The organism is Aeromicrobium sp. Root495, from assembly GCF_001426755.1.
Taxonomy (GTDB): Bacteria; Actinomycetota; Actinomycetes; order Propionibacteriales; family Nocardioidaceae; genus Aeromicrobium.
This window is the reverse complement of the sequence record NZ_LMFJ01000001.1, coordinates 2,820,209-2,844,527: the sequence shown is the minus strand read 5'-3', so window position 1 is coordinate 2,844,527 and position 24,319 is coordinate 2,820,209. Positions and strand designations below refer to the sequence as shown.

The following is a 24,319-nucleotide window of genomic DNA, read 5'->3' as shown; positions in this document are numbered from 1 at the left end:
TGGGAGCCGTCCATCTCCCTGCGCGACGGCCTGGAGAAGACGTACAGCTGGATCTACGACCAGATGTCCGCCCGTGGCTGATTCGGGTCCACTGCGCATTCAGGTTCATGATTTCGCAGGTCATCCGTTTCAGGCGCAGCTCTCTCGAGAACTAGCGAAGCGTGGTCACCACGTAGATCACGCGTACGCAGGTCAGTACACCAGCGGCAAGGGAAACTTCCAGATTCAGCCGGGAGACTCTTCCACTTTGTCGTTCAGTCCGATCGTTTCGAGCAGATCGTTCAAGAAGTACAACCCTCTACTCCGAACTCTCTTCGAGTTCTCTTACGCGAGGGCGTGGGCGAAGTCAGTCAGAGAGTTTCAGCCGGACGTTGTGCTGACATGTAACAGTCCCCTCTTCGTCTTGACCTCCTTCGCGAGAGTCGCCCGTCGCCGTCGGTTGCCGTGGGTCCTGTGGCATCAGGATGTGGTCTCGATGGCCCTCATTGAACAGGCTCGTAAAATCTTGCCGGGCCCCCTCGCAGGACTGGCAGCGCGGGTTCTCGACAGGATGGAGCGACGAACTGCTCGGTCGGCTGCGAGCATCGTGGCCATCGGAGACGAATTCACGAAGGTCTACGCGAGATGGGGCCTCTCGACGGGCTTTCGGGTCATTCCGAACTGGGCGCCTATTGATGAGGTCGTTCCCACTGAACGTGAGAATGCCTGGTCAAGGGCCCACGAGAGATCGACGACGGCTCTGCGGTTGACCTATGCAGGGACCCTAGGAAAGAAGCACAATCCTGGTCTCCTCGTTGACCTCTGCCGTGGGCTCTTGGCAGAGAAAATTGATGTGGAGTTGGTTGTGATCTCCGAGGGCGAGGGGGCCGACGAGATCAAGATCCAGTCCAGCGATCTGCTCGGCCAGACGATTCGAGTGCTTCCCTTCCAGGCATTCGAGGACCTTCCCGACGTGTTGGGGTCGAGCGACGTCCTGGTAGCCCTGCTCGAGCCGGAGGCCTCGAAGTTCTCGATTCCGAGCAAGGTCCTTACCTACCTTGCTGCTGGGCGCCCGGTGCTCGGGCTGATGCCATCGGATAATCCGGCCGCCTTCGACATAGATCTGGTGGGTGGCAGGGTCTTCGCGCCCACTTCGGCCGGCGTGGCGGGCGGGGTGGATTGGTTGGCGCGGCTGACCGTCGACGATATCTCGAGGATCGGCGCGTCTTCGCGGGACCACGCAGAGCGGGAGTTCAACGTAGAGAAGATCGCATCCGACTTCGAGAACGAACTTGTCATCGCGCGAGGCGCGCTGCAATGAGTGCGGGGACTTCCAGCCCGCTGCTGGCTGTCGTTCATCCTCCGGAGCGGAGTGGGCTGCATACATTCTGGGCAGCTCGCTGGGAGGGTCTGCAGGAGGCGGGGTGCTCTGTGTACATCGCTGTCCCCTCCGATGCAGATTTTGACGGCATACCCGGCATTCCCGATGAGTACCTCCGGCCGATCGAGATGAGCCGGCCCCGCGGGACCCGAGAACTGGCTTCAAACGCGAGACATCTGCTTCGCGTACGTCGCGAAGCAGATCGGGTGTCCGCTTTGGCAAATGCTCTCGGAGCAAGAGTCGTCGTCACTCACGGGCCGCACTTCCTGACCGGAGCTCTAGCAGCGCGGCGGTCCGAAGGCCTCGCCCACTGCTTGCTCGTACACAGCGACATGGCGCCAGCAGTGTCGGCCCGAGTCCTTCGAGCTGTCCGATCGCCAGATCTAGCGGGCTATGAGCTGCCCAGCACGACTCGGAAGTTTGCGAGCGTCTTCGCTCCGCCGACCAAAACCTTCAGAATTCGTCCGGTCCTCAACTGTGCCCCACGGCCACCCACGAACGATCGAGGTCCGAACAAGATAGTGGTCGGCTTCGTTGCTGCACTCTCGCCGCGAAAGCGGGTGGATATCTTCCTCGGCCTTGTTGCCGAACTTGAAAGACGGCGACCAGGAGATTTCTCCTTTCGTGTCATCAGCGTGGTCGCACCTGCCCAACGAGAGTGGTTTGAAGCTGAGATCGAACCTGTAGTGAAGCGCCTGCGCTCCGACGGGGTCGATCTGGCCATGATCGATGGCAGCGGTGGGGCGCAGGCTCATATGGTCGAGTTCGACTACCTCGTTGTGACGTCTGATCATGAGGGACTGCCGAATGTCATCATGGAAGGCCTCGCTGCAGGCGCTACGGTCGTTACTCGTCATCTTGAGGGAGCAGTCATGTTTTCCGAGCTCCTGCAGCCAGCTGCTGCAGACCGATACCTCGTGATGCTCGCCCCCGAGGAGCCGCGCCCAGAATTGGCGCTAGCGGACCTCCTTGAGGATGCAGGCGCCGGTAGGCACCACTCGGATGAGACAGCGCGCGAAGTGTTCAGCCCGTCACTGGCCAACAGCGAGCTGTTGGAAAACCTCAGACCATTTCGTTTCCCCGCACAGTCGAAGGACGGCCACTGATGACATCACGTCAAAACCAACTGATCATGGGCAATTTCCTGGGTCGAAACTTCGGAGACGACCTCATGTTGAAAGGCCTTCTTGAGGAGGGCTCCTCCGACCATCGGGTCGTGCTGTGCCAGGTCATGCCGGAAAGCGACGGAGGTCTGCCTGCCGCGGTGGACGTCAGCCCTATGGGCCTACGAACTCTCATGAGCCAGGCGGGAAGTGCTCGCGTCTTGGTATTGGCCGGCGGTACGCATCATCAATATCTTCGATCCCACCCTCGCCTCGCGCAGTACAAGGTCTTGGTGAAGTGGTTGGTCGTTTACCTGATCATGCGCCTTCGCGGCGTGCGGCTTGAGATGAGAGCCGTCGGTGTCGGGCCGTTCGAATCAGTGCTGAGCCGGTTGCTGGCGCGAGCCTGTCTCCGTCTTCAGTCGGCGGTAACTGTCCGCGACCCGTCGTCGCTCGAACTTCTACGCGGATGGGGAACGCCGGTTGAGATGGAGGTCGACCTCGCTGTCCCATACCTGACGGGTTGGTCCGATCGCAGATCGAGTGGCGTTGAGTCCCCGCCTGCGCCGTACACGGTTCTGGCACCTGCCTTCGCGAACTTCGACCAGGAGTGGTGGATCGATCAGGTGAACCTCCACGTGCCCAGCGGGCAGGCTGTGGTGCTGTTTGCTTCGGGCCGTCAGTCCTCGGGAAGCGATGACGAGATCAATCGGGCGCTCGCCGAGCGTCTCAGCTCGTCATATCCGTGCACTTTTGTGGATTTCACAGGGGACACCGAGGAAGCCCTCCAGCTGCTTGCGGGAGCTACGCGGATCATTGCGGCCAGATACCACGTGGTGCTGACGGCTCGGCTCCTGGGCCGGGATCTCATCGCGGACATCTATCACCCAAAGGTCAACGACGCCCTTGCCTTCGAGGCAATTTAGTAGGCGGGACCGCCTCAGGCGGTGGTTAGCGACCGACCGTTTGACTGAAAACGCGGGCGTAGGCATCGGCGACTTTCGACGGGGTGAGGGACAGCAGGTGGTCTCTCACCTCCGAGAGGTCGTCCGTTCCATTCTCCAAAGCGTCATCGATGATTTGTCCGGCTGCTTCTGCGTCGCCGAATTCGGCTACGGCGTGAGAGTAAGAAGGTCCGAGGACGTCGCGGTGCTGCGGGATGTCTGAGACAACGACTGGAGTTCTGCGAACAATCGCCTCGACGAGCACGTTGGGCATGCCTTCGTAGAGGCTGAGCGTAACAAGGAGGGAAGCCGCGTCGATCAGATCAGCGGCATCGCTCCGGAAACCGAGCAACTCGATCCGAGCGCCTAGGCCATGCTCATCGATCCTCTCTTGAAGCTGAGCGCGCTGAGCCCCCTCTCCGATCAGTGCGAATCGAAGACCAGGGCGCCTACGAGCTACGGAAGCGAAGGCGTCGATGGTCACGAAAAGGTTCTTCTGCCTCTCGAGGCGTCCAACGCAGACCACATCGAAGGTGTCGGAGGGCGGCTGTGAAGGGCCAGGCGCATTCACGATGTTGTTGATGACGTGGCGCGTGCCTCGCGGTTTGAGTTCTGACCAGTAGCGGTCGCCAGCGGCTGAGTTGCTGACCACTGCGTCGGCGTGCCGCCCGAGCGCGGCGCGAACTCGGAATCGGACCTCGTCACGGTAGAAGGAGTTCCGCTCAGCTAACACCCACCGAAGTCGAGGTGTGATGGCTCGGATAAAGAAGCTTGGTAGGTCGGCCGCTTGAAGCCAGGAGAACAGGATCTGCGATTTGGTCTTGCGGAGGACGCGACTGACTCGAAAGACAACCCGGGGATCGTAGTTCGACCGCACCCGGACCATTCGCGTATCGATCCTTGTTGTGTCAAGCAGATGATCGTGAACGCCGGGCGCAGTTCTGATCAGGACGATACGTAGGTCGTCGCGCTGCGACAACGCGTTTAGGATGTAGATGCACTGCTTCTGAGCTCCTCCGTCTGCAAACGCAGGTATGAAGAAGGAAACAACCGTTGGCTCACGCGTCATCGATCGCTGTCCGACGGGGGGTTCTGCCCGGTACGGATGGGGTCCCGGCGAAGTGCCTCAAGTAGAATTCGCGCTTATCCGAAGCGTTGAGGTGCTTCGTAGGGAGGCCCTCCCGGATCACTCTCGCCTCGTACTCGTCAATCGTTCGAATGACCCGGGCGGGAACTCCGACTGCCACCGAGTTGCTAGGAATGTCCTTACTCACGACTGAACAGGCCCCGACTACTACGTTGTCTCCAACCGTCACGCCGGGCAGCACGACACACCCATACCCGAAGTAGACGTTATTTCCTACGTGAATCTCGCGGACTACATCCAACTTCGGTAGACGCTCGCGGACCACCCACACCCCGCCGTCGTGGGTGAGGAAATTTGTGGACGTGGCGCTGACGTGATCGCCCAAATGAATGAGGTACGGCTCGGTGTTAAAGCGCACGTCCAACAGGCGGCAGTCACGGCCGACAGTCACTCCAATTTTTCGGGCGTAGCGAACAGGCCAGAATCGTTGAGCAAGAGCACGTTCAAAACTTCTCGCTATCGAAGTGAGTATTGAAAAGATTCGCACTAGATGACCTTTCTTAATTTCCGGACCGGACTCGCTCCCGGTTGGGGTAGCGATCTCTCCCAGACGAGCTCTGTCGACGAGATATCTGATCGACCATCCAGAGAAAGACCACCGCCCACGCCAAGAGTCGAACAGGGAACCCGATGGAGTAACGAGGAAGTTCCGCAAAAAGGGCCAGGGTGAGCAGATACATGACGACTTGCTTAGGGCCGCCGGCTTTCCCAGCCGCTCGCCTACGTTGACGTGCGGCGAAAGCGCCCAGTAAGTAGAGAACGATCGGCACGCCGATCACTCCAAAGTCGATGTAGGCATCGGAGACAACATTCGTCCCTACGCCCCAGCGCGCTCCAGGCTTAAGCATCACGTAGCCGAGCAACTTCGATGTGGTTTCGAACTCGGGCTGCACGCTGGGAAGTGCGCCGCGCACGAAGGGCAAGACGCCGGCCACGCCAAGCGCCGTGTAGCCGCCAAGACCGTGGTTGAAAGTGTGAGGAACTGCCGCGAGCCCAGCTCGAACGGTAATCGTCGTGATGTTAAAGCTAGTTTCCTGGCTCACCTGGGTCACTTGCGGCCGGACGATTGATGTCACAAGCGCTTCGGAGGAGAACGTGCCTTCTGCGCGCACGGCTTCGGCCGCGTTGTAGATCAGGAGCGCCGCAAGCAGGGAGACGGAGAGGGCGACACGGGATGTCCGAAATCGGAAAGTCAGTAGTCCGCCGACGCCGACGATGGCAATCAGGAAGAACGAGTTTCGGTCACTGAACAAGAGAAGCCGCACTCCCCACGCTAGGGAGAGAGCCAGCCCAGCCCAACTCCATGGAGATATGGGACGTCGCGCGGAGACGTCATATACCCATAGGGCTACGAGCATCATGCAGAGCATGAGGATTAGAGTGCCTACGCCCTCAGCCGCCGTCCCGCCCGACACGGTGCCCGTGTAACGTCCCTCGCCGGCCGTACGGTACCCGGCGAGCAGGTAGAGGCCGACTAGAGCAGTAAGCGCCAAGACGCCGAACATCGAGTACGGAGTGGAGTCGTCGGAAGGTCCTGCTCGAACGGGGATGCGCGGTGCATCTACCCACCGCGCCTGGCTGCGCGATCCTGCCGAGAACGCTAGTAGTCCGATGGTCGCAAGAACCACGGCTCGATTTGCTTCCTCCTCAAAGGTGTACCGAAAGTACTCGCTTCGGCTGAGATCCATGGCGCCGGTGACGAAGAGCTGGTAGGGGAGAAAGAAGAGGAGGTAGCTGAAAGTGAGGAAGAGAACCTCCACCTTCAAATACGTCGGTATCGTCGGCGCGAGCCGCGCGGGATGGCGCAGTTCAAGGCCGAAAAGTGCGTAGAACGCGAGCAGACATGGCCATATGACCGCGGCGGAGGCGCCGTCAGGAATGAAGAAGAACGCCGCAGTGGCTGCAATGGTGCAAGTCGCGAGAAAAGTCCTGGATTGCGCCGGGCGGACCTTAGACTCCGTCACGCTCTCACGGTCCTTCGCATCTTTGCACGCACCGGCGCCGAAAGGAGCCCCAAGTAACAGGCTATCCCGATGACCGCGGCCACAGCCAATGAAATTGGAACAAGAAGCAAAGGCCCTGTCGATCCCAGCAACGCCCCAATGGCCCCGCAGGGTAGAAGGATGGCGGCAGACATGAGGAGGTGTCGCCACGTCCCTCCAGAACCCGGTGCGAGCCTCGCCACCAGTCGAGGGAAAACGAAGGACGGGACGAGGCGCCCTAGGATGAGACCGATGTACATCGCCGAGACGCTTTCCAGCCAGGTGTACATAACTACTGCCAGACCCGCGCTGAGGAAAGCGCCGGCTAGGCCAGTCAGAACCTTGAGTTTGATGTCGAGGCCCGTGTCTTGAATCTGCGCTTCTGTGCGTAGAACGGCCAGCTGCAGGAAGGCGAGCGTCATCAAAGCGTTGGTGGTGTCCCCCAAGTAGAACCGGGAGCCGATCCAAGCGTCTACGAACGATCCGTTGAGGGCGAGTACGACGCCAGCACACAGGACGGCGAGGGCCAACGAGACCTCTCGGGCGTCTCTGATCGACTGTTGCGCGGCCTCATGATTTTTTGCGCCGAGAGCAAGACCAAGTTGTGGCATGAAGGCGCTTCCTGTCATTAGACAGGCAGATAAAGCGAAACTAAGTACGTAGTTCGTGAACGTGAAATGCGCGGCTGCCGATACACCGATAAGAGAGCCGAACAACAGCAGCTCCGTGGCTAGGTAGATCTTTGTGACGAATGACCATCCCATAACCCATCCGCTGAACCGAGCCACGGTTTTGACATCTGCTGAGGAGGGCCGGTGAGCGCCCATCCACGGCACACGCCGACGGGCTACGACGAAGGTGATCAGCGCATTAATGACGGCTCCGGCCACCGTGAGCATGGCCAGGGTCTTAATGCCGTAACCATGCTGAACCGCCACCACCATGGCGATGTTCACGCAAATCAAAGCGAAAGTCGTCACACTCATCGAGCGGTACCCCTGGTTGGTGCCGACAAGAATCGAGTCAGGGACCGAGAGAAGACCCGCCAGAAGGACGTTTAACCCGAGCACAGCTGCGACGACTCGCACCGAATTCGTCTGGTCGTCGGGAATGCCACTGAGCATTAAGGGAAGTGCGAACGCGATTAGCGTAGCGATGATTGCGACGATGGGTACCAGCAGGACCCAGACGGCCAGGGAAGCTCCGACCGACCTACGAAGTACTCCCGGATCTGTCTCGCCACTGCGATAAGCGATGATCCACTTCAAGGCCTGCGTAGCGCGCCCGTCAGCGACGGTCGCGAAATCGATGGCCTTCTGGCATGACTTCCATACGCCGAATGCGGATGCGCCGAGGGCACCCGCGAGCAGGGGGTTGACGATAACGCCCACGATCGCCACGACGACGAAATTGACGTAGCTGGCAGCCGCGTTCCTCCGGACCGGGCTGAGACGCAACTTCATGCTTCGAGAAGGTGACGAACATCAGCCGCGACCTCGCGCGGTGGCCGGTCTGAATCTACGGCCGCGACCTCGCCCAACTCCCCGACCAGGGAGTTCAAGATGCGCCTGTACTCATCAAAGAAACTTGCCAGTGCCTGATCATCAAGTCGGCTTGATCGGGTGTCTTGATCGCGATTCCGCACACGACGCGCTAGCACTGAGTTTGGTGCATCGAGGTAAATGACTGGACCGGTACACCAGCTACGTATAGCCGACACGGCATCCCTGTAAAGGTCCGAGCCGGGGGCGATGCGATCCTCTCGGATACCTAGTGCGAGGTGAAAAATCGGTCCTTGGTCCAGCACGTACGACTGCCACGATTCGGAGGGCATGGTGGCTCGGCGGGATGCGAATTTCACAAACCAGCGGAGTTGTGCCATGGCTTGAAAGACGCGAATGTCGTGTCGGGTCAGGGGAATCCCGTGGCGAGCGATCACTTGAATCGCGGAGACGAAGATTGCCGTGGGATAGCTGCGGTAGGGCAGCGAAGATGCGGGGCTCCGCACCGCGCCACGCGAGTCGTAGGTTTGTGCCGACGACTTGCCAGCTCCACTAAGACCGACCAGTTCTGTTCTGATGGGAGTGCGCGTTGCACAGTTCCACGCCGCACTGAGCACAGATTTACGGATGTCTTCAACGCCGGACTCGCCGGTGTTGAAGACATGAACTCCTGCGCCGCTCCAGTCGCCATTCCAGACTTCACCGGAGCGTAGGAGCAGTGTCGCCGCGTCATCCTCGGCCCGACGGGTCAACGCGATGGACGGATCGAGCCGCAACACTACCAACATGTCAACACCGCGAATGGGCTCATACCAACGTCTCTCGAGGCGGCTTGCCCAGGCTCCAAAACGTCCGCTCCGTGGGTTGACGCGGGGAACGTCCATCACGGATATGTTGGCGTGAGGAAGCCGGTCCAGGATCACGACGCTTCCCCTTGCGCGCAGGCGCTCCGCACGCTTAAAGCTCGCGCGTCTGCTGTGCGCCACTCCGAGGTACAGGGCGGTGTCAGAGGCGTCGGGTCGACCGATCTTTTGGAGGGCAACTGACGCGGCCTTCATTCCGGTGGCCGCAAGGGTCCGTTGAGGTCGACCCACGTGCAACGTCGTGCAGTCGATCGCGGAGGCCAGCGTCTTTGTAAGAGCCGCTACATTTGTCGACTTGCCGGCACCGTCACCCCCAATGAAGGCGAAGATCCTTCCACCGCTCTCGAGCGTGCGGTTCCGCCGAGTTGGCAGTCCCAGTCGGGTCGCGACGGAGCGGGCCCGATGCGTGGTCAATCGTCCGGCGGCTTTGGAGATCGACACGATCTCACTGTTCTCACCATACGGACGTAGTGTGCGTTTCAGTTCCGCCGCGTCCCCAAGCAGTGCTTCAGGATGTGCTTGCAGGTTGCTCACATACAGCTGAAATGCTTCATGACTGAGACCTATGCCGAGACTACCGATTTCGGACGCGAGTTGATCTTCATCCGCCAGGCCGGCCAGATGCTTTAGCTCGACCTGCTCAGCCCTCTTCAATGGAGTAGCACCGAAGGGGTTAGACATGCGTCGTGCGCGGCGGACCTGCGCGAGGGGAAACTCCGACCATCCGACGGCGCGCGCGTGTTTGATCAGCGTTCGGATGACGAAGACAATCAGTTCTTTCTCCGGCGCCGGCACGCGAATCCCCTGAACTGTGGCGGGCCGATCGAGATACCAGTTCACAATGGGGAGGGTGTAGTTCTTGTGGAAGTCGAAACCAAGGGTCAGACCGTAGTGAAGGTGGAGATGTACGAGCTTTCCTGCCCCCTGGTCCAGCCCGTAGTAGTGATACATGTTCGGCTGCCACTTGTCCTTGGGCGTAGCAACGCGATGTAGTCCTCTGGCAGAGATGAGGTTCTCAACGACAGCAGAGTCGTCCGGATGAACGAGAATGTCGAGATCATCATCCCCGGCTAGCGCCTCGCGCACATTGATGTTGCTCTTCCAGTGGACATACCGGACGTCCGCTGACTCGAAGGCTTCTAGGAGGTCGGTGATGCTTTCGAGAGCAATCGAGCTGGACGCCATGCGCTGAGGTTGTCCTTCGCGTGGAGAGGGAACGTCCGAAGGGTAGACCTTCCGAACGACGTCGAGAACTCCATATTATCCCAGGTCATGCCCGCAAAACTGGGTGTGACTGAATCGGCACCGACTCAGATCGGCGCATGTTGAAGCCAACTAGCCGTAGCATCTCGCCATGAGCAGCCCCTTCCCGACGCATATCTCGAACTGGTCTGACTACCGCACATTTCTTCGCTTGGATCTCGAGGCTCATGGGCTTGATCGCTGGCGGTGGCATCTTCGCTTCTACAAGCACGAGGTCCGCTTCCAACGTGCCCTTCGCCGTGCTGAGTTCGCACGATCGCTCGGGCTTGTCGGGAGGCCTCTGTACGTCCTGGCGCGACTCGCGCTGGCACGTGAGTCCCTGAGGACGGGGATCTCGATCTCACCGGGCTCCTTTGGTCCAGGACTTTCGGTTGCGCACCACGGAAGTGTGGTGGTCAACGGGGACGTGCGTGCAGGTGCCTTTTGCCGAATCCACTCGAGCACCAATCTCGGAGCCTACGAAGGCGCCGTGCCCAGGTTGGGCGACTTCGTCTACATCGGTCCCGGCGTCGCCGTTTTCGGGAATGTGACCATCGGCGAAGGCGTCGCGATCGGCGCGAACTCTGTCGTCGTTCGCGACGTCCCCCGGGGGATGACCGCAGTCGGGGCGCCGGCGGTAGCGCGGCCGGGTGGTTCGAGGAGGGTCATGCCCAAGGGTGTTGTCTCGAGAATGCCCGCAAACCTATCCGATGAGGGCCCCACATCCACGACAACTGAGGTCGCGTTCGACATGCCCGACCGTATTCCGGGAGTGGGGCTACGAACTGACGAGGGCCGGTAAACTCGCGGGGTGAAGCGACCTATCGCAGTGATGTTCGTGGCGCTGTTCGTGATCCTCGACGTGGTTCTCGTCGGTGTCGCCATCGGTCACGTCCGTTCCGACCCGCCGCCCAGCGACATCGTCAGCGCTGAGAGCAGCCAGCCCTCGAACGACGAGTCTGCCAATGAGCAGCGCGCCTTCTCGTTCAAGTCTGCCGAGGCGGGCTTCCTCGACGTCTCGAACGACGACACGTTCATCACCGCCACGCGGGGGTCGTGCTCCGGCGACGGAGGAACGATTCGCACCTCCGACGACGGCGGCGCCACACTTGCGGAGCGCGACGCCGGGGTCGACCAGGTGCTGGCCGTTCAGGCCGCCAACAAGGGCAAGCTGACGGTGGTGGGCACCGAGTTGGACTGCAAGCCGGTCCAGCGCTCGTCCGACGACGGCGGGAAGACCTGGTCGGACGACTCCGGCATCGACCTCTGGTACCCGTCGATCACCGATACGCACGACGTCGTGACGCCGGACGGCACGAGCACCCCGCCTGGATGCACGGTCATCTCGCTGAGCCAGGTGGGACAGGACTTCGGCCGAGTGGCTTGCGCCGACGGCAAGCTGTTCGGCTCGGGCAACCAGGGCAAGAAGTGGGTCCTGCTGGGCCGCCTCGACAACATCCGCGTGCTCACGTTCTCGACGTTCAACTCCGGTTATGCACTGGCTCGCTTCCAGGGCTGCGCGGCCAACCTGTTCTCCACCGACGACAGCGGTCGGACGTGGAAGGCGGGCGGCTGCATCACGGGCGACCCGGCCCGAGCGCTCGCGGTCAACGACACGGGACTCACGGCCGTGGTCGGCGAACCGACTGGAGTGTTCGTCAGCGAGACCGACGGCAAGGACTGGATGCAGCCCTAGGGCTGAGCGCCGCGCAGGATCACGCGGTGCTCCAGGGCCGATGGTGCGGTCGGTGGTCAGGAACAGGCGGAGCTGACCCGGCGGCCGTTGTCGAGGGGCACGACCCCCGGGGTGAGGTCGAGGACCGGGCGGGCGCGCTGGTCCTTGCCCGACGTGAACTCGACCGAGACCGTGATGGAGTCCCCCGGCTCCAGCAAGATGGAGGTCCGGATGATCGGACGCCCCTCGAGGCCGCCCCGACCGAAGATCCGACGCTTACCGTCGATGAGGAGCTGGCTCGGCTCGGCTCCTGCAGGCAGGGCCACCAGCACGCCGAGGCGCTGCGTGCCCGTGGGGCTGTGCTTGCCGGGGCCCACGATGTACTCCGGCAGGTCCGAGGCATCAGCCGGCGCGGTCGACCGATAGGTGGTGCTCACCGACATGGTCTGGCGTCCGTCGGCCGAGCACCGTGTGGCCTTGAGCTGCGAGGAGGTCCGTAGGTAGTACTGCATCTTCGACGAGGTGGCGTCGTTGATGTACATGCCAACCCGGGGAACTCCCTCGTCGCCCTGGAGCGAGCCGCCGACGGTGGAGGGGGAGAGGGTCGCTTGCTCGGCCTTGGTCCTGGACCAGATGAGCACGCGGTGCTCCCGCGCGGCCTGGTTCAGGCCGCTCAGGATCTTGCGAGGGTCGCCGCGGCCGTCGAGCACCTGCTTGAAGATCGCGCCCGCCGACGTTTCGAAGAAGGCGTCCTGCACCTCGGGGTCGGGGTAGCGCGCGTAGACCTCGTTGAGCAGGACGTCCACGGCGTTCTTGTCGGTGAGGGTGGTGCTGTCGGCCACCTTGACCGGCCCGGTTCCACGCAACGCGTACGACAGCGCCACAGGATCCACCGAGACCACCCCGTCGATGGGACGATCGAGCGCCTTCTCGGCCATGGCGCGCGCGAGCTGCGCGGTCCGCGGGAAGCTGGGCGTGAGGTTCACGTCCCGAAGGTCGGTGCCGATGGTGGTGCCCACGGTGGTCTTCTCGCCCCGGGTCAGCTTCACCACGGGCTTGGCGAAGAAGGGGATGTCGTCGCGCGACACATCGTCGTCGAGCGAGAGCCTCCCCCTGTCGGCCTCGACCAGTGCCACGGCTCCGGGGATGCCTCCGGTGGTTCGGGCCTCTGCGTTGTTCTGGAAGAGCAGCAGGTAGGTGCGCTTGCCGTCGCCGCCCAGCATGGTGGGAGCGAGCCGCAGGGCGACGTCAGCCGCAGAGGCCCCGCGCTGGGCCGTGGCCACCTTGGCCTTCAGGTCGGCGATGGGGCCACGGACGGCGGAGAGCAGGTCGTCGGGGTCGATCGCGTCGAGGCGCCGGCGGTTCTCAGTGAGCACGGTCGACGCGGTGGAGACCGGCTTGGCCAAACCGGCGAAGGCGGTGAGGTCGAACCGTCCGTCGGTCGGCTTGAACAGGCTCGAGTCGAGCGATCGCGACGTGGACAGCAGGGGACCGATGCCGCGCTGGGCGATGTCCTGGACGCTCGTGGTGGCCACCTGGACGGCCTCGACGCTCCGACCGACCACCGGGAGGTGCGCACTGATGGACCAGAGTGGTCCGTCGGTGTGGTCGACGGCCGTGCCGGTGGTCTTCTGGAGCCCGCGCAGCGTGGTGCGGGCCGACGCGTTGTCACCGTCGCTCAGCTGCTGCTGGAGCGTCTTGGCCTGGACGGTGGCGTCGTTGAGCGCCTGCTTGGCGGTGGAGACGTCGCGCGCGAGAAGCACGCCGCACGCGACACCGGCCACCACCACGACGGCCACGCCTGCCAGGAGCGACAGGCGCAGCCAGCGGGGAAGCCGCCGTCGGCGCGACGAGCCGCGACGCGGACGGTGGGTGCGTGATGAGGTGCGGTTCATGCCTGCTCTGCCGACGGTGGACGCTGGACTGGATCCGGATCACGAAGGCCCGGACGCACGGACGCCGCCGCAGTGACGAGCACTGCAGCGGCGTCCGTGAGGCGGAGCGTGATCAGGCGCGGCGGCGGGCGACGATGGTCGCGCCACCGGCCAGCACCAGAGCGGCACCCGTGAGGAGCAGCCAGAAGCTGGCACCGCCGGTGTCGGGCAGAACGCCGTTGGTGTCCTTGGTGTCGTCGGTGTCATCCGCGGCGTCGTCGTCGCCCGAGGCGATGCCGTCGCCGGAGTCCGCGCCGACCTGGATGGAGTAGCTGAGCGACGTGGTCTGGACGACGGAGCCGAGGCCGGACGACACCGAGGCCGAGCCGTCCGTGATGGCCGCGAGACCGGAGGAGGTGACACCCTCGGTGGTGGCCGCGGCGCCCGGCGTGGTGCCGTCGTCGTAGGTGAGGTTGAACGTGATGGAGTACGTGCCCGGCTCGGTGGGCGCCGTGAACGTGACGGAGAACGTGGTGCCCGAGACGGCCTGCGTCTGACCCTCGAAGGTGGCGGTGCCGGAGGTCACGTCGACGCCGTCGAAGTCGCCCGTGAGGGTGAACTCCGCGCCGGGTGCGACGACTCCGTCGGCCGCGGAGCCGCCGCCGACGTTGATGACGGGGTCGGGGTAGGCGAACGCCGGGGCCGCGACGAAGGTCAGCAGGCCGGCGAAGAGGGCCGCGAGGGCTAGACGGGTCTTGATCATGGGAGTGCTCCGCATACAGATGGGGGTCCCAGCTCCGAGGGTAGAGCTGAGTCAACGATGCTCAGACTAAGCGAAATCTCAGCAGGAATACGAGTTTTCACGCAGAAATCATGTTCTCGTAACGTGCAGATCCCATCTCATTCACTTCTGCGGCGGGCGCGGCGCCGCCCGCTGCGGAGCCCGCGGGGGACCTTCGCAGCGGATGCGGTGAGTTCGGGGCTGTCCCAACCGGGTGGGGTGTTCTCGGCCAGCAGGCGTGGCGGACGGCCTGGGCCGCGGTCCGGGTCGGTGTCTGGCTCAAACGTCGGCTCAGGGTCGGGCTCAGCCTCGATCTCTCCGTCGAGGAACGGGTCGGGCTCGAGGAGGGGCTTCTGAGCCGCCTCCAGTTCGGGCTCGAGGATCTGCTCGTGGCGCTGTGAGTCGAAGGCCGACTCCGCCTCAAGGACCGCCTTACGCTCGGAGGTGGCGGCAGGCTCCTCGAGGACGGGCGCCTCTTGGGCTGCCGGTGAAGCCTTGGCCCTTGCGGTGGCCCTGCGCTCGGCCTTGGCGGCCTTCTTGTCGACCTTCTCGAGAGGCTTGGACTCGGACTCCTCGATCTGCGGTGCGTATCCGTAGCCGTATCCGTAGCCGTACCCATAGCCGGACTGTCCCCGTGCGGGCGTCATGTTGAGGATGGTCCCGATGGGCTTGGCGTCCACGCCGGCGAGGCGGTCGACGGCCCCCGCCACCTGGTCGCGCGTGGTCTTGCCGTGGCGGACCACGAGCAGGGCTCCGTCGGACAGGGTGGAGAGGATGGCGGCGTCGGTCACCGGAAGAAGCGGTGGCGCGTCGACGAGCACCACGTCGAAACGCTCACGGAGCGAGTCGAGGATGGCGCGCATGCTGCGCGACTGCAGCAGCTCGGCCGGGTTGGGCGGCACCTTGCCGCTGCTGAGCAGGGTCAGGTCGAGGTGCGGCTGCTCCTGCAGGGCGTCGTCGAGCTCGATGCCGTTGATGATGACGGTGGTGAGTCCCACGGCATCGATGGCCTGCAGGTAGCTGCTGATGCGGGGACGGCGAAGATCGCCCTCCACGATCACGACCTTCTGGCCGCCCTGGGCCAGGGCGATCGCGAGGTTGCACGTGGTGATGCTCTTGCCCTCGCCGGGCAGGGCGCTGGTGACGACGAAGACCTTCTTGCTGTGGTCAGGGTCGATGAACTGCAGGTTGGTGCGCAGAACCCGGAATGCCTCGGCGCGGGGCGCGTAGGTGTCGGCCTGCGTGATGAGGGGCGCCTCGCCGAAGTCGGGCGCGAACGGGATGCCGCCGATGACAGGAGCCCCGGTGATCTCCTCCAGCTGCCGACTGGACTTCACCGTGGTGTCGAGGGTCTCGCGCAGCACGGCAGCGCCGGCCCCCAGCAGAAGGCCCAACACCAGAGCGAGACCGAGGTTTCGAGTGGGCTGAGGGGAGACCGGCGAGCCAGGAAGGTTGGCCCGGTCGACCACAGAGGCCTTGATGGTGGCTTGGTCCTTGCCGGGGGGAGTCTCCAGCTCGCCCACGTAGCCAACGAACACTTCCGCGGTCGTGCGTGCGATTTGCTGCGCCCGTTGCGGCGAGGGGTCAGTCACGTTGATCGTGAGAATGACGGTGTCGAGCTCGGCGCTCGCGGTGATCTGCGACTGAAGCTTGCGAGCCGAATCATCAAGATTGAGGCGGTCGATGACGCGGGTGGCGATCTCGTTCTTGGTGACCATGTCCGCGTACGACTTGACCCGCTGGAGCGAGAACTGGCTGCCCTGGTAGGCCTGGGTATCGTCCTCGCCACCCGACGTGGAGATGAACAGCGACGTCGTGGACTGGTACTGCGGCGTCGTCTTGTAGGTGAGGAGCGACGCCAGCGCGATGACCGTCAGGGTGACGGCGGCGATGAGGAGCCACCGCTGCCGGACGATGGCGATGTAGTCACGCAGATCCACGTGGTGCTCCCATGAGATGAGTGATGGTGGGGCCGAGTCTAGGTGTCGCGCACTCGGTCGTGTGGCTGATGTGGGCAGGTGTGGCGTGGCTCATCGGCGCAGCGTCCAGCACAGGCTGAGCCCAGAGAGGTAGATGGCTAGTACCAAGAGGTCGTCGCGGTGCACCCCGTGAGTTGACTCGCCGAAGGCGAAAAGCACAGGGCCGGAGAAGCGCGAGCTGCCGGCCACCCCGGCCACAGTCAGGACGGTCAGGATGAGCGCAAGCGCTCCAACTGTCCATGCGCGACCCGGTCCGGGCTGCGATTGAGTCACGCGCACGGTGCCGGTGCGGTGGAGCTGGCGTTGCGCTGCTCGATGGTGGGTGTCTGCGACAGCTCGACCTCGCCGTCGGCCGGCTTGGGCACCTTGACCGTGGCCGTGACCACGACGGTGGAACCTGGGTCGAGCTGCACCGTCACGGTCTGCAGTGGACGGTCCTGGTGGGTGCCCGGGAACGCCGTGGTGGGCTCGCCGTCGATCTCCACGTTCGTGACAGAACCGCCGGCGGGCCCATAGAGATAGGTGTTGACGAGCATGGTCCCGGGGTCTGCGCCGAAGCCCGGGCCCTGGATCGACTCCGGCAGGAACGAGGAGTCCTGCGGTGCGCGGCTCTTGAGTGTCACGGTGAGGCGAAGGTTGCCCTTGCCGTCGACGCAGCGGCCGGTCACGCGGGAGCGAGCGCCGAAGTAGTACTGCATCTTGGCGCCGGTGGCGTCGTTGAAGTAGACCCCCACCGGCGTGCGACCGGTGCGACCGCCGGACAGCTCGCCCGCCACAGCAGTCCCCTGCAGGGCCTCGGCGACCTGCTGGTCCCTGGACCAGACGAGCACGCGATGCTCGCGACCGGCCCGGACCAGGCCGCGGACCACGTTGTCGGTCCCGTTGCCGGTGCTGATCAGCTTCTCGAAGACGCGGCGGGCAGCATCGGCGAAGAACGCGTCCTGCTTCTCGTTGCTCCGGAACGTGAGGTAGACCTTGTTGAGCAGCAGCTGGGTGGCGTTCTCCGACGTGAGGGGCACGCCCTTGGCCAGCGTGACGCCGCCGGACCCCTTGAGCAGGTAGCCGAGGGTCACAGGGTCGAGAGCCAGGACGCCGTCGAGATCGAGGTCCTTCTCCTGCTTCATGATGGCGGCCGCGAGCTCAGCGGCACGTGGCCAGTCCGGGATGATGTTGACGTCACGGAAGTCGGTGGCGGGCTGGTCGTCGAAGACCTTGAGCTCTTCGGGGGTGAGCTTGTCGGCTGCCCGGGCCAGGTCGCCCAGGCCGGCCGCAGAGCCCTGCTCGCCGAGCTCCACCGCACCGTCCTTCACGTCGAGCACGGCCCAGGCGCCGGGAAGGCCGCCGGTGGCGCGGATCTCGGCATTGTTCTGGAAGACGAGCAGGTACTTCTTCTCGCCCTGCAGCATGTCGGGCAGGACGCGGGAGGCCACGCTGGCGCGGGACGCGGTGGTGGCGGCGGAGCGGACGGTGGAGCGGGCGTCGTCGACCGGCCCGCGCACGGCCGAGAGGAGCGAGCCCTCGGCAGCGGAGTCGAGGAGCTTCTCGGCGGCGTCGAGACCCTGCGAGGCCGAGGCCACCTGCGGGGCCAGGCCCGCGATGGCGTCGACGTCGACCTTGCCCTCGCTCGGGGTGAAGGCCTTGGCCGAGAAATCCTGAGCGATCTCCACGAGCGGCGGCACGGCGCGCGTGGCCACCACGTCGGCGGCCTCGGAGACCTTGCGCAGGGCATCCACGGTGTCGCCCAGGAACGGCACGGCGCCGAGCGCGCGCCACTGCGGCTGGGTCATCCGGTCGTGGGCGCTGGAGGCCGACGCCTCGAGGGCGCCGGCCTGGCGGCCGGCGCGGTCGGCGTTGCCGTCGGCGAGCGACTGCTTGAGGGAGCGCGCGGTGTCCTGCGCCTGCTCGAGGTCGGACCGGGTCTGCTGCAGCTGCCAGCCCAGGAAGACCACGACCACGAGGGCCAGCCCGCCGACCACGCCGAGAGCGACGAGGAGTCTCCGCCTGCGAGGGCGAGACGGACTGCGACGGTTCATGGACACCTTCGGCCGAGCGCGGGACAAGACGTGCTGAGGACGTGAGAACGGGAGGGCCGCAAGGGCCCTCCCGTTCTCGGATGGATCAGTGCGTCACTTCGTCTTCTTCTTGATCGAGATCACCGAGCGGCTGACGCTGTCCTTGAAGACCGAGTCCTTGTTGCCCACGTAGTGCGCCGTGAGCGTGCGGGTGGCGGTCCCCTTGGTCACCTTGGGCGCCCGCAGCGTGAGGCGGAAGACGCTCTTGCGCACGGTGCCGACGTAGAGCTTGCCGTTCCAACGAACGCGCATCGTGCCCTTGCTGATGGACGCGTTGCCGGCCTTCACGTACACGCCGATCACGAACGTCTGGCGCGACTTGAGCGTCGACGGCGCCTTGATCGAGGTGGCCGTCGTGACGGTGTCGGGGTACGGGGCCGCCTGGGCAGGCGCCTGAAGTCCCACGACGCCGGTGGCCAGGAGTGCAGAGGCAGCGATGACTCCGACGGTGTTCTTCATGGTTTTTCCTCAGGTTTGGCAGAGATTCGGTGCGGCTCTTCTGGCGAAACCCTAGCGGAGGACCGGGGGTCAACAGGTTAAGTCCAGGTAAATGAGACGCAGTCGTGCACGTTGCGCGCGGCGGCGATCCCCGTCGGTGCGGACGCGTAGGCTGAGCGGCGTGTATGACGGCGTGATCCAGGACCTCATCGACGAGCTCGGGCAGCTGCCCGGGATCGGTCCCAAGAGCGCCCAGCGCATCGCGTTCCACCTGCTCGACTCCGACCCGGAAGACGTCAGGCGTTTCGCGGCCACGCTCGTCGAGGTCAAGGAGAAGGTCCACTTCTGCCAGGTGTGCGGCAACGTCACGGTCGACTTCGAGTGCCGCATCTGCGCCGACCCCCGTCGCGACGCCACCATCCTGTGCGTCGTCGAGGAGAGCAAGGACGTGGTGGCCATCGAGCGCACCCGCGAGTTCCGCGGCCGCTACCACGTGCTGGGCGGCGCCATCAGTCCCATCGCGGGCATCGGCCCCGACCAGCTCCGGATCCGCGAGCTGCTGCAGCGCCTCAACGACACGTCCATCACCGAGGTCATCATCGCCACCGACCCCAACCTCGAGGGCGAGGCCACGGCCACGTACCTCATCCGCATGCTGTCCACGTACGGCATGAAGGTCAGCAAGCTCGCGAGCGGCCTGCCGGTGGGCGGCGACCTCGAGTACGCCGACGAGATGACGCTGGGGCGTGCCTTCGAGGGCCGCACCGCCATCGTGGCCAGCTGAGCGCCGGCCGGCGGTACTAGCGGGAGGTGCGCCGCGCGCCCGCGTCGACCCGGACGAGCCGAGCCTGCGTCGTCTCGTGACGGAAGCGGAGGGCCAGCGTGGCCAGCACGAGGAGGTTGGCCGCGATGATCAGTGCGATCACCGCGAGAACGGCGTGCATCATCATGGTCGTCTCCTGGGTGGTGCGCGGGGTGTGATCTCCAGCATGATCCGAGTCGCTCGGCCGCGCACGTCGAAATCTGCTCGCACGGCCGTGGAAGTCGTCGGACCCGCGCCCCCCGGCCGAGCCTGCGACGCGATGAGCCTCCCTCCGGCCCTCCGCGTCGCGACGGCTCAGCGTGGTGGGGTGAGCACCCGGGCCTCGCGCGGCTGACGTGCCGCGACCTCTCGGCGGTACTGAGCACCGAGAGCGGCCAGGACCACGACGTTCGCGAAGAGGACGAGTCCGATGATCGCGAGCAGCGTCATCATCATGAGTCCTTCTCCTTGTCCGGCGGGTCGTACAGGAGACGTGCGGGGGCGCGGGTCATGACGCCGTTTTCCTGAACCGTTCGAGATGACTGTTTTTCGTTGTCTCGCGGCCGGATCAGGGGTGAGGGTCCCCTTCGGTGTCCCGGTAGGATGATCGACGGCGTGCCGTTCATCCGTCGGTGCGTCTCCCACCCGCCACACCGAGGAATCACCATGGGCATCGTCGTGCAGAAGTACGGCGGCTCGTCGGTGGCCGATGCCACCAGCGTCAAGCGAGTCGCGCAACGCATCGTCGCGACCAAGAAGGCCGGCCACGACGTCGTCGTCGTGGTCTCCGCCATGGGCGACACGACCGACGAGCTCATCGACCTCGCCAACCAGGTCTCGCCGCTGCCGCCCGCCCGTGAGCTCGACATGCTCCTCACGGCAGGCGAGCGCATCTCCATGGCGGTCCTGGCCATGGCCATCGGCAACCTGGGCCAGGAGGCGCGCTCGTTCACGGGCTCCCAGGCCGGCGTCATCACCGATGCCGAGCACGGCAAGGCCAAGATCATCGACGTCACGCCGGGTCGCATCGAGGCCGCGCTGGCCGAGGGAGCCATCGCCATCGTCGCGGGCTTCCAGGGCGTCTCGCAGACCACCAAGGACATCACCACCCTCGGTCGAGGCGGCTCCGACACCACGGCCGTCGCGCTGGCCGCGGCGCTCAAGGCCGACGTGTGCGAGATCTACACCGACGTCGACGGCATCTTCACCGCCGACCCCCGGATCGCCCCCACCGCGCGCCAGATCCCCCAGATCTCCTACGAGGAGATGCTCGAGATGGCCGCCAACGGCGCCAAGATCCTGCACCTGCGCTGCGTCGAGTACGCGCGTCGCAACGACATGCCCATCCACGTCCGGTCGTCGTTCTCCGACAAGACCGGCACGTGGGTTCTGCCCGCCGACCAGGTCACGAAGGACCCCACCATGGAACAGGCCATCATCTCCGGCGTCGCCCACGACCGCTCCGAGGCCAAGATCACGATCGTCGGCGTGCCCGACAAGGTCGGCTACGCAGCGTCCATCCTGCGCACCCTCGGCGACGCCCAGATCAACATCGACATGATCGTGCAGAACGTCTCTGCGGCCCAGACGGCGCTCACCGACATCTCCTTCACCCTGCCGCGGGCCGACGGCCAGACCGCCATGACCGCACTCGCGCGGCTCAAGGACGAGGTCGGGTTCGAGCGCCTGCAGTACGACGACAGCGTCGGCAAGGTCTCCATCGTCGGCGCGGGCATGCGCTCGGCGCCGGGCATCACTGCCACGTTCTTCGAGGCGCTCGCCGCCGACGGCATCAACATCGCCATGATCTCCACCTCCGAGATCCGCATCTCGGTGGTCGTGGCCGAGAGCCAGGTCGAGGCCGCCGTCCGCGCGGCCCACGAGGCGTTCGGACTCGGGACCGACGAGGTCCAGGCCGTCGTCTACGGAGGGACCGGCCGATGACCGTCCTCGCCATCGTCGGCGCCACCGGCCAGGTGGGCGTCGCCATGCGTCAGATCCTCGAGGAGCGCGAGTTCCCCGCCGAGAAGGTCCGTTTCTTCGCCTCCGCGCGCTCGGCGGGCAAGACCCTGCCGTTCCGCGGCGAGGAGGTCGTGGTGGAGGACGCCGACGTCGCCGACCTCTCCGGCATCGACATCGCACTGTTCTCGGCCGGTGCCACCACGTCGCGCGCCCAGGTGCCGCGCTTCGTCGAGGCCGGTGCTGTCGTGGTCGACAACTCCTCGGCCTTCCGCAAGGACCCCGAGATCCCGCTCGTCGTGAGCGAGGTCAACCCCGAGGACATCGAGAAGGCTTTCGTCAGCAACGGTGGGCACGGCATCATCGCCAACCCCAACTGCACCACCATGGCCGCCATGCCGGTGCTCAAGCCGCTGCACGACGAGGCCGGTCTCGTGCGCCTCGTCGTGAGCAGCTACCAGGCCGTCTCGGGCTCCGGCATCGCCGGCGTCCGTGAGCTGCACGGGCAGGCCCTCGCCGTGGTGGAGAAGGCCGACGAGCTGGCCTACGACGGTTCCGCCGTGGAGTTCCCGGCCCCCGACAACTACGTCGCGCCCATCGCCTTCAACGTGCTGCCCATGGCCGGATCGGTCGTCGACGACGGCTCGTTCGAGACCGACGAGGAGCAGAAGCTGCGCAACGAGAGCCGCAAGATCCTCCACGCCCCCGACCTCCGGGTCGCCGGCACGTGTGTGCGGGTCCCGGTCTTCACGGGGCACTCGCTCTCGATCAACGCCGAGTTCGGCTCGGACCTCTCCGTGGAGCGGGCCAAGGAGATCCTTGCGGACGCTCCGGGCGTGCAGCTGGTGGACGTCCCCACGCCTCTCCAGGCCGCAGGCACCGACCCGAGCCTCGTCGGGCGGATCCGTCAGGACCAGAGCGTCGAGGGCCAGAAGGGTCTCGTGCTCTTCGTGAGCGGCGACAACCTGCGCAAGGGCGCTGCCCTCAACACCATCCAGATCGCCGAGCTCCTCGTCCGTCGCTGAGTCACTCTCAACGGCGACGGCGGGTGGTCGCGGAGCGCGGGGGTGCGGAACGCATGTGCTCGCGGACGGGCGCCAGCAGCTCGCCCAGCGCGCGCGTCTCCTGCTGCGACAGCACGGCGAAGAGCTGCTGACGCACCACCTCGACGTGTCCGGGGATCACGGTCGCGACGCGCTCTCGCCCGGCCTCGGTGACGGTGACGGTCACGCTGCGCTCGTCGTCGACCGACGGGGCTCGATCCACCAGGCCGACCTTCTCGAGCAGCCCCACCTGATAGGTGAGGCCGCTGCGGCTGTAGACCACGCCGTCGGCGAGGTCGGTCATGCGCTCGCTGCCCGTCGGTGAGTCCAGGGCCAGGCGCGCCAGCAGCTGGAACTGCACGTAGCTCAGGTCGCCGTCGTCGCGCAGCTGCTGCTCCACCGCGTGCCGCAGCAGGCCTGCCACGTCCATGAGGGCGAAGTAGGAGCCGAGCTGGACTGCGTCAAGCGTCGCGGGGGTCTGGGGCATGGACTCCACTCTACAACTGCTTCGTCTTCGAAACACTTGCTTTGAATTCGAAGCAGCGCTACTGTCGGATTATCGCTTCGAATTCGAAGCACCTATTCCGAAAGAGGTACCGCCATGAAGGCCATCCGTTTCCACCAGTACGGCGACGCCGACGTCCTGCAGCTCGACGACGTCGAGATCCCCGACCCCGGCGCCGGCCAGGTCCGCGTCCGGGTCGCCGGCACGACGTTCAACAGCGTCGACGGCAACATCCGCGCCGGGTTCATGCAGGACCCGATGCCTCTCGCGCTCCCGCACGTCCCCGGCCTCGACGTGGCCGGGACCGTGGACGCCCTGGGCGACGGCGTCACCGGGCTCCGGGTCGGCGACGAGGTCGTCGGGTTCCTCCCCTTCGTGGTCGACGGCGCTTCTGCCGACTACGTGGTGGCTCCCGCCGAGAGCCTCGCACAGGCCCCGACGACCATCCCGCTCGCCGACGCGGCGGCCCTCCCGCTCGTCGGACTCACGGCCTGGCAAGCGCTGTTCGAGCATGCCGGGCTGCAGGCCGGCCAGCGGATCCTGGTGAACGGCGCCGGGGGCGCGGTGGGTGGCTACGCCGTGCAGCTCGCGAAGGCTGCGGGTGCCCACGTCATCGCCACGGGCAGCCCGCGGAGCTGTGAGCAGCTCGCGGCCCGCGGCGCGGACGAGGTCATCGACCACACCAGCAATGACGTCGCTTCGACCGTCACGGAGCCGGTGGACGTGCTGCTCAACCTGGCACCGATCGAGCCCGAGCAGCTCGAAGCGCTGGCCGGCCGGGTCGCTGACGGCGGCGTGGTGGTCAATGCGACCGTCTGGATGCCGGCGCCGAGCGACGACGCGCGGGGCGTCCGCGGCGTCGACCTCTACGTCCGCAGCGATGCCCAGCAGCTGGCCGGGCTCGTGGCCCGCGTGGACCGCGGAGAGCTCGTGGTCGACGTCGCCGAGCGCGTGGCGCTCGCCGACCTGCCGGCTGTCCACGCCCGGGCTGCCGCCGGGACGCTCGCAGGGAAGGTAGTCGTGGTGCCGACGGAGTCGGTCTGAGGCG

21 protein-coding genes and 1 pseudogene are annotated in these 24,319 nt (G+C 65.1%); 9 read left to right on the top strand and 13 right to left on the bottom strand.

Going from position 1 to position 24,319, the window contains the following annotated elements; translation table 11 throughout:
- Positions 1-73: 73 nt before the first annotated feature.
- From ASD11_RS17835 to ASD11_RS14095, 3 genes are read left to right on the top strand one after another with little or no spacing between them, the layout of a single operon-like run.
- Positions 74-1,300 (top strand): glycosyltransferase family 4 protein, encoded by a 1,227-nt coding sequence (locus ASD11_RS17835; RefSeq protein WP_082554374.1) that lies wholly within the window; start codon positions 74-76, stop codon positions 1,298-1,300.
- Positions 1,297-2,466 carry a glycosyltransferase gene (locus ASD11_RS18390; RefSeq protein ID WP_156464735.1) on the top strand — a complete coding sequence of 390 codons (1,170 nt, stop codon included), beginning with the start codon at positions 1,297-1,299 and terminating at the stop codon, positions 2,464-2,466. The genes ASD11_RS17835 and ASD11_RS18390 overlap by 4 nt, the downstream gene beginning before the upstream one ends.
- The gene (locus tag ASD11_RS14095) at positions 2,466-3,389 is read left to right on the top strand and encodes a polysaccharide pyruvyl transferase family protein (protein ID WP_082554373.1); all 924 of its coding nucleotides are present in this window, start codon (positions 2,466-2,468) and stop codon (positions 3,387-3,389) included. Before ASD11_RS18390 ends, ASD11_RS14095 begins: the two co-directional genes overlap by 1 nt.
- Positions 3,390-3,414: 25 nt before the next feature.
- On the opposite strand, the gene ASD11_RS17830 is transcribed toward ASD11_RS14095, so the two are convergent.
- The 5 genes and pseudogenes from ASD11_RS17830 to ASD11_RS18220 all read right to left on the bottom strand — a co-directional run bounded on the left by ASD11_RS17830 (position 3,415) and on the right by ASD11_RS18220 (position 10,086).
- Positions 3,415-4,476 carry a glycosyltransferase gene (locus tag ASD11_RS17830; protein WP_082554372.1) on the bottom strand — a complete coding sequence of 354 codons (1,062 nt, stop codon included), beginning with the start codon at positions 4,474-4,476 and terminating at the stop codon, positions 3,415-3,417.
- Between the two features lie 145 nt (positions 4,477-4,621).
- A pseudogene (locus ASD11_RS18935) lies at positions 4,622-4,771 on the bottom strand (sugar O-acetyltransferase); the annotation flags it as partial.
- A gap of 283 nt (positions 4,772-5,054) precedes the next feature.
- Positions 5,055-6,518, bottom strand: coding sequence for an O-antigen polysaccharide polymerase Wzy (wzy, locus tag ASD11_RS18715; protein WP_056288171.1), 1,464 nt, complete (start codon positions 6,516-6,518; stop codon positions 5,055-5,057).
- Positions 6,515-7,999: an oligosaccharide flippase family protein gene (locus ASD11_RS14080; protein ID WP_056288169.1), complete on the bottom strand. Its 1,485-nt coding sequence runs from the start codon at positions 7,997-7,999 to the stop codon at positions 6,515-6,517. The genes wzy and ASD11_RS14080 overlap by 4 nt, the downstream gene beginning before the upstream one ends.
- Positions 7,996-10,086: a hypothetical protein gene (locus ASD11_RS18220; RefSeq protein WP_156464734.1), complete on the bottom strand. Its 2,091-nt coding sequence runs from the start codon at positions 10,084-10,086 to the stop codon at positions 7,996-7,998. The genes ASD11_RS14080 and ASD11_RS18220 overlap by 4 nt, the downstream gene beginning before the upstream one ends.
- A 169-nt stretch (positions 10,087-10,255) precedes the next feature.
- Between ASD11_RS18220 and ASD11_RS17820 the strand changes: the two genes are divergently transcribed.
- Entirely contained in the window at positions 10,256-10,945 is a 690-nt protein-coding gene (locus tag ASD11_RS17820) for a serine acetyltransferase (protein WP_082554371.1), read from the top strand.
- A 9-nt stretch (positions 10,946-10,954) separates the two neighbouring features.
- Positions 10,955-11,839 carry a WD40/YVTN/BNR-like repeat-containing protein gene (locus ASD11_RS14075; RefSeq protein WP_156464733.1) on the top strand — a complete coding sequence of 295 codons (885 nt, stop codon included), beginning with the start codon at positions 10,955-10,957 and terminating at the stop codon, positions 11,837-11,839.
- A 56-nt stretch (positions 11,840-11,895) separates the two neighbouring features.
- On the opposite strand, the gene ASD11_RS14070 is transcribed toward ASD11_RS14075, so the two are convergent.
- The 5 genes from ASD11_RS14070 to ASD11_RS14050 form a co-directional block, all read right to left on the bottom strand.
- The gene (locus ASD11_RS14070) at positions 11,896-13,713 is read right to left on the bottom strand and encodes a DUF4012 domain-containing protein (protein WP_056288165.1); all 1,818 of its coding nucleotides are present in this window, start codon (positions 13,711-13,713) and stop codon (positions 11,896-11,898) included.
- Between the two features lie 112 nt (positions 13,714-13,825).
- On the bottom strand, positions 13,826-14,455 hold the full coding sequence (locus tag ASD11_RS14065; protein ID WP_056288162.1) for an LPXTG cell wall anchor domain-containing protein: 630 nt from the start codon (positions 14,453-14,455) through the stop codon (positions 13,826-13,828).
- Positions 14,456-14,592: 137 nt separating this feature from the next.
- A complete protein-coding gene (locus ASD11_RS14060; protein ID WP_056288160.1) occupies positions 14,593-16,413 on the bottom strand; it encodes a polysaccharide biosynthesis tyrosine autokinase in 1,821 nt (606 codons plus the stop codon).
- Positions 16,414-16,721: 308 nt separating this feature from the next.
- Positions 16,722-18,428, bottom strand: a complete 1,707-nt coding sequence (locus tag ASD11_RS14055) for a DUF4012 domain-containing protein (protein WP_056288157.1) — start codon at positions 18,426-18,428, stop codon at positions 16,722-16,724.
- A 150-nt stretch (positions 18,429-18,578) separates the two neighbouring features.
- On the bottom strand, positions 18,579-18,983 hold the full coding sequence (locus ASD11_RS14050; RefSeq protein ID WP_056288154.1) for a hypothetical protein: 405 nt from the start codon (positions 18,981-18,983) through the stop codon (positions 18,579-18,581).
- 160 nt (positions 18,984-19,143) lie between these two features.
- On the opposite strand from ASD11_RS14050, the gene recR reads away from it, so the two are divergent.
- Positions 19,144-19,746 carry a recombination mediator RecR gene (gene recR, locus ASD11_RS14045; RefSeq protein ID WP_056288153.1) on the top strand — a complete coding sequence of 201 codons (603 nt, stop codon included), beginning with the start codon at positions 19,144-19,146 and terminating at the stop codon, positions 19,744-19,746.
- A 16-nt stretch (positions 19,747-19,762) separates the two neighbouring features.
- Here recR and ASD11_RS18215 read toward each other — a convergent pair whose 3' ends face one another.
- Positions 19,763-19,912 carry a hypothetical protein gene (locus tag ASD11_RS18215; protein WP_156464732.1) on the bottom strand — a complete coding sequence of 50 codons (150 nt, stop codon included), beginning with the start codon at positions 19,910-19,912 and terminating at the stop codon, positions 19,763-19,765.
- 167 nt (positions 19,913-20,079) lie between these two features.
- Positions 20,080-20,220: a hypothetical protein gene (locus ASD11_RS18210; RefSeq protein WP_156464731.1), complete on the bottom strand. Its 141-nt coding sequence runs from the start codon at positions 20,218-20,220 to the stop codon at positions 20,080-20,082.
- A gap of 210 nt (positions 20,221-20,430) precedes the next feature.
- Here ASD11_RS18210 and ASD11_RS14040 point away from each other — a divergent pair, with 210 nt between their 5' ends.
- Positions 20,431-21,708, top strand: a complete 1,278-nt coding sequence (locus tag ASD11_RS14040; protein ID WP_056288945.1) for an aspartate kinase — start codon at positions 20,431-20,433, stop codon at positions 21,706-21,708.
- A complete protein-coding gene (locus ASD11_RS14035) occupies positions 21,705-22,748 on the top strand; it encodes an aspartate-semialdehyde dehydrogenase (RefSeq protein WP_056288150.1) in 1,044 nt (347 codons plus the stop codon). Before ASD11_RS14040 ends, ASD11_RS14035 begins: the two co-directional genes overlap by 4 nt.
- 7 nt (positions 22,749-22,755) lie before the next feature.
- On the opposite strand, the gene ASD11_RS14030 is transcribed toward ASD11_RS14035, so the two are convergent.
- A complete protein-coding gene (locus tag ASD11_RS14030; protein WP_056288943.1) occupies positions 22,756-23,253 on the bottom strand; it encodes a MarR family winged helix-turn-helix transcriptional regulator in 498 nt (165 codons plus the stop codon).
- Positions 23,254-23,367: 114 nt separating this feature from the next.
- Here ASD11_RS14030 and ASD11_RS14025 point away from each other — a divergent pair, with 114 nt between their 5' ends.
- Entirely contained in the window at positions 23,368-24,315 is a 948-nt protein-coding gene (locus tag ASD11_RS14025) for an NADP-dependent oxidoreductase (RefSeq protein ID WP_056288149.1), read from the top strand.
- Positions 24,316-24,319: the final 4 nt, after the last annotated feature.

Coding starts and splice junctions, on each gene's coding strand:
- ASD11_RS18220 (WP_156464734.1), bottom strand. CDS start 10,086: ATGGCGTCCAGCTCGATTGCTCTCGAAAGCATCACCGACCTCCTAGAA.
- ASD11_RS18215 (WP_156464732.1), bottom strand. CDS start 19,912: ATGATGATGCACGCCGTTCTCGCGGTGATCGCACTGATCATCGCGGCC.
- ASD11_RS14030 (WP_056288943.1), bottom strand. CDS start 23,253: ATGCCCCAGACCCCCGCGACGCTTGACGCAGTCCAGCTCGGCTCCTAC.
- ASD11_RS14080 (WP_056288169.1), bottom strand. CDS start 7,999: ATGAAGTTGCGTCTCAGCCCGGTCCGGAGGAACGCGGCTGCCAGCTAC.
- ASD11_RS14040 (WP_056288945.1), top strand. CDS start 20,431: ATGGGCATCGTCGTGCAGAAGTACGGCGGCTCGTCGGTGGCCGATGCC.
- ASD11_RS18390 (WP_156464735.1), top strand. CDS start 1,297: ATGAGTGCGGGGACTTCCAGCCCGCTGCTGGCTGTCGTTCATCCTCCG.
- ASD11_RS14070 (WP_056288165.1), bottom strand. CDS start 13,713: ATGAACCGCACCTCATCACGCACCCACCGTCCGCGTCGCGGCTCGTCG.
- ASD11_RS14025 (WP_056288149.1), top strand. CDS start 23,368: ATGAAGGCCATCCGTTTCCACCAGTACGGCGACGCCGACGTCCTGCAG.
- ASD11_RS17820 (WP_082554371.1), top strand. CDS start 10,256: ATGAGCAGCCCCTTCCCGACGCATATCTCGAACTGGTCTGACTACCGC.
- ASD11_RS14095 (WP_082554373.1), top strand. CDS start 2,466: ATGACATCACGTCAAAACCAACTGATCATGGGCAATTTCCTGGGTCGA.
- ASD11_RS14065 (WP_056288162.1), bottom strand. CDS start 14,455: ATGATCAAGACCCGTCTAGCCCTCGCGGCCCTCTTCGCCGGCCTGCTG.
- ASD11_RS14050 (WP_056288154.1), bottom strand. CDS start 18,983: ATGAAGAACACCGTCGGAGTCATCGCTGCCTCTGCACTCCTGGCCACC.
- ASD11_RS17830 (WP_082554372.1), bottom strand. CDS start 4,476: ATGACGCGTGAGCCAACGGTTGTTTCCTTCTTCATACCTGCGTTTGCA.
- ASD11_RS14035 (WP_056288150.1), top strand. CDS start 21,705: ATGACCGTCCTCGCCATCGTCGGCGCCACCGGCCAGGTGGGCGTCGCC.
- ASD11_RS18210 (WP_156464731.1), bottom strand. CDS start 20,220: ATGATGATGACGCTGCTCGCGATCATCGGACTCGTCCTCTTCGCGAAC.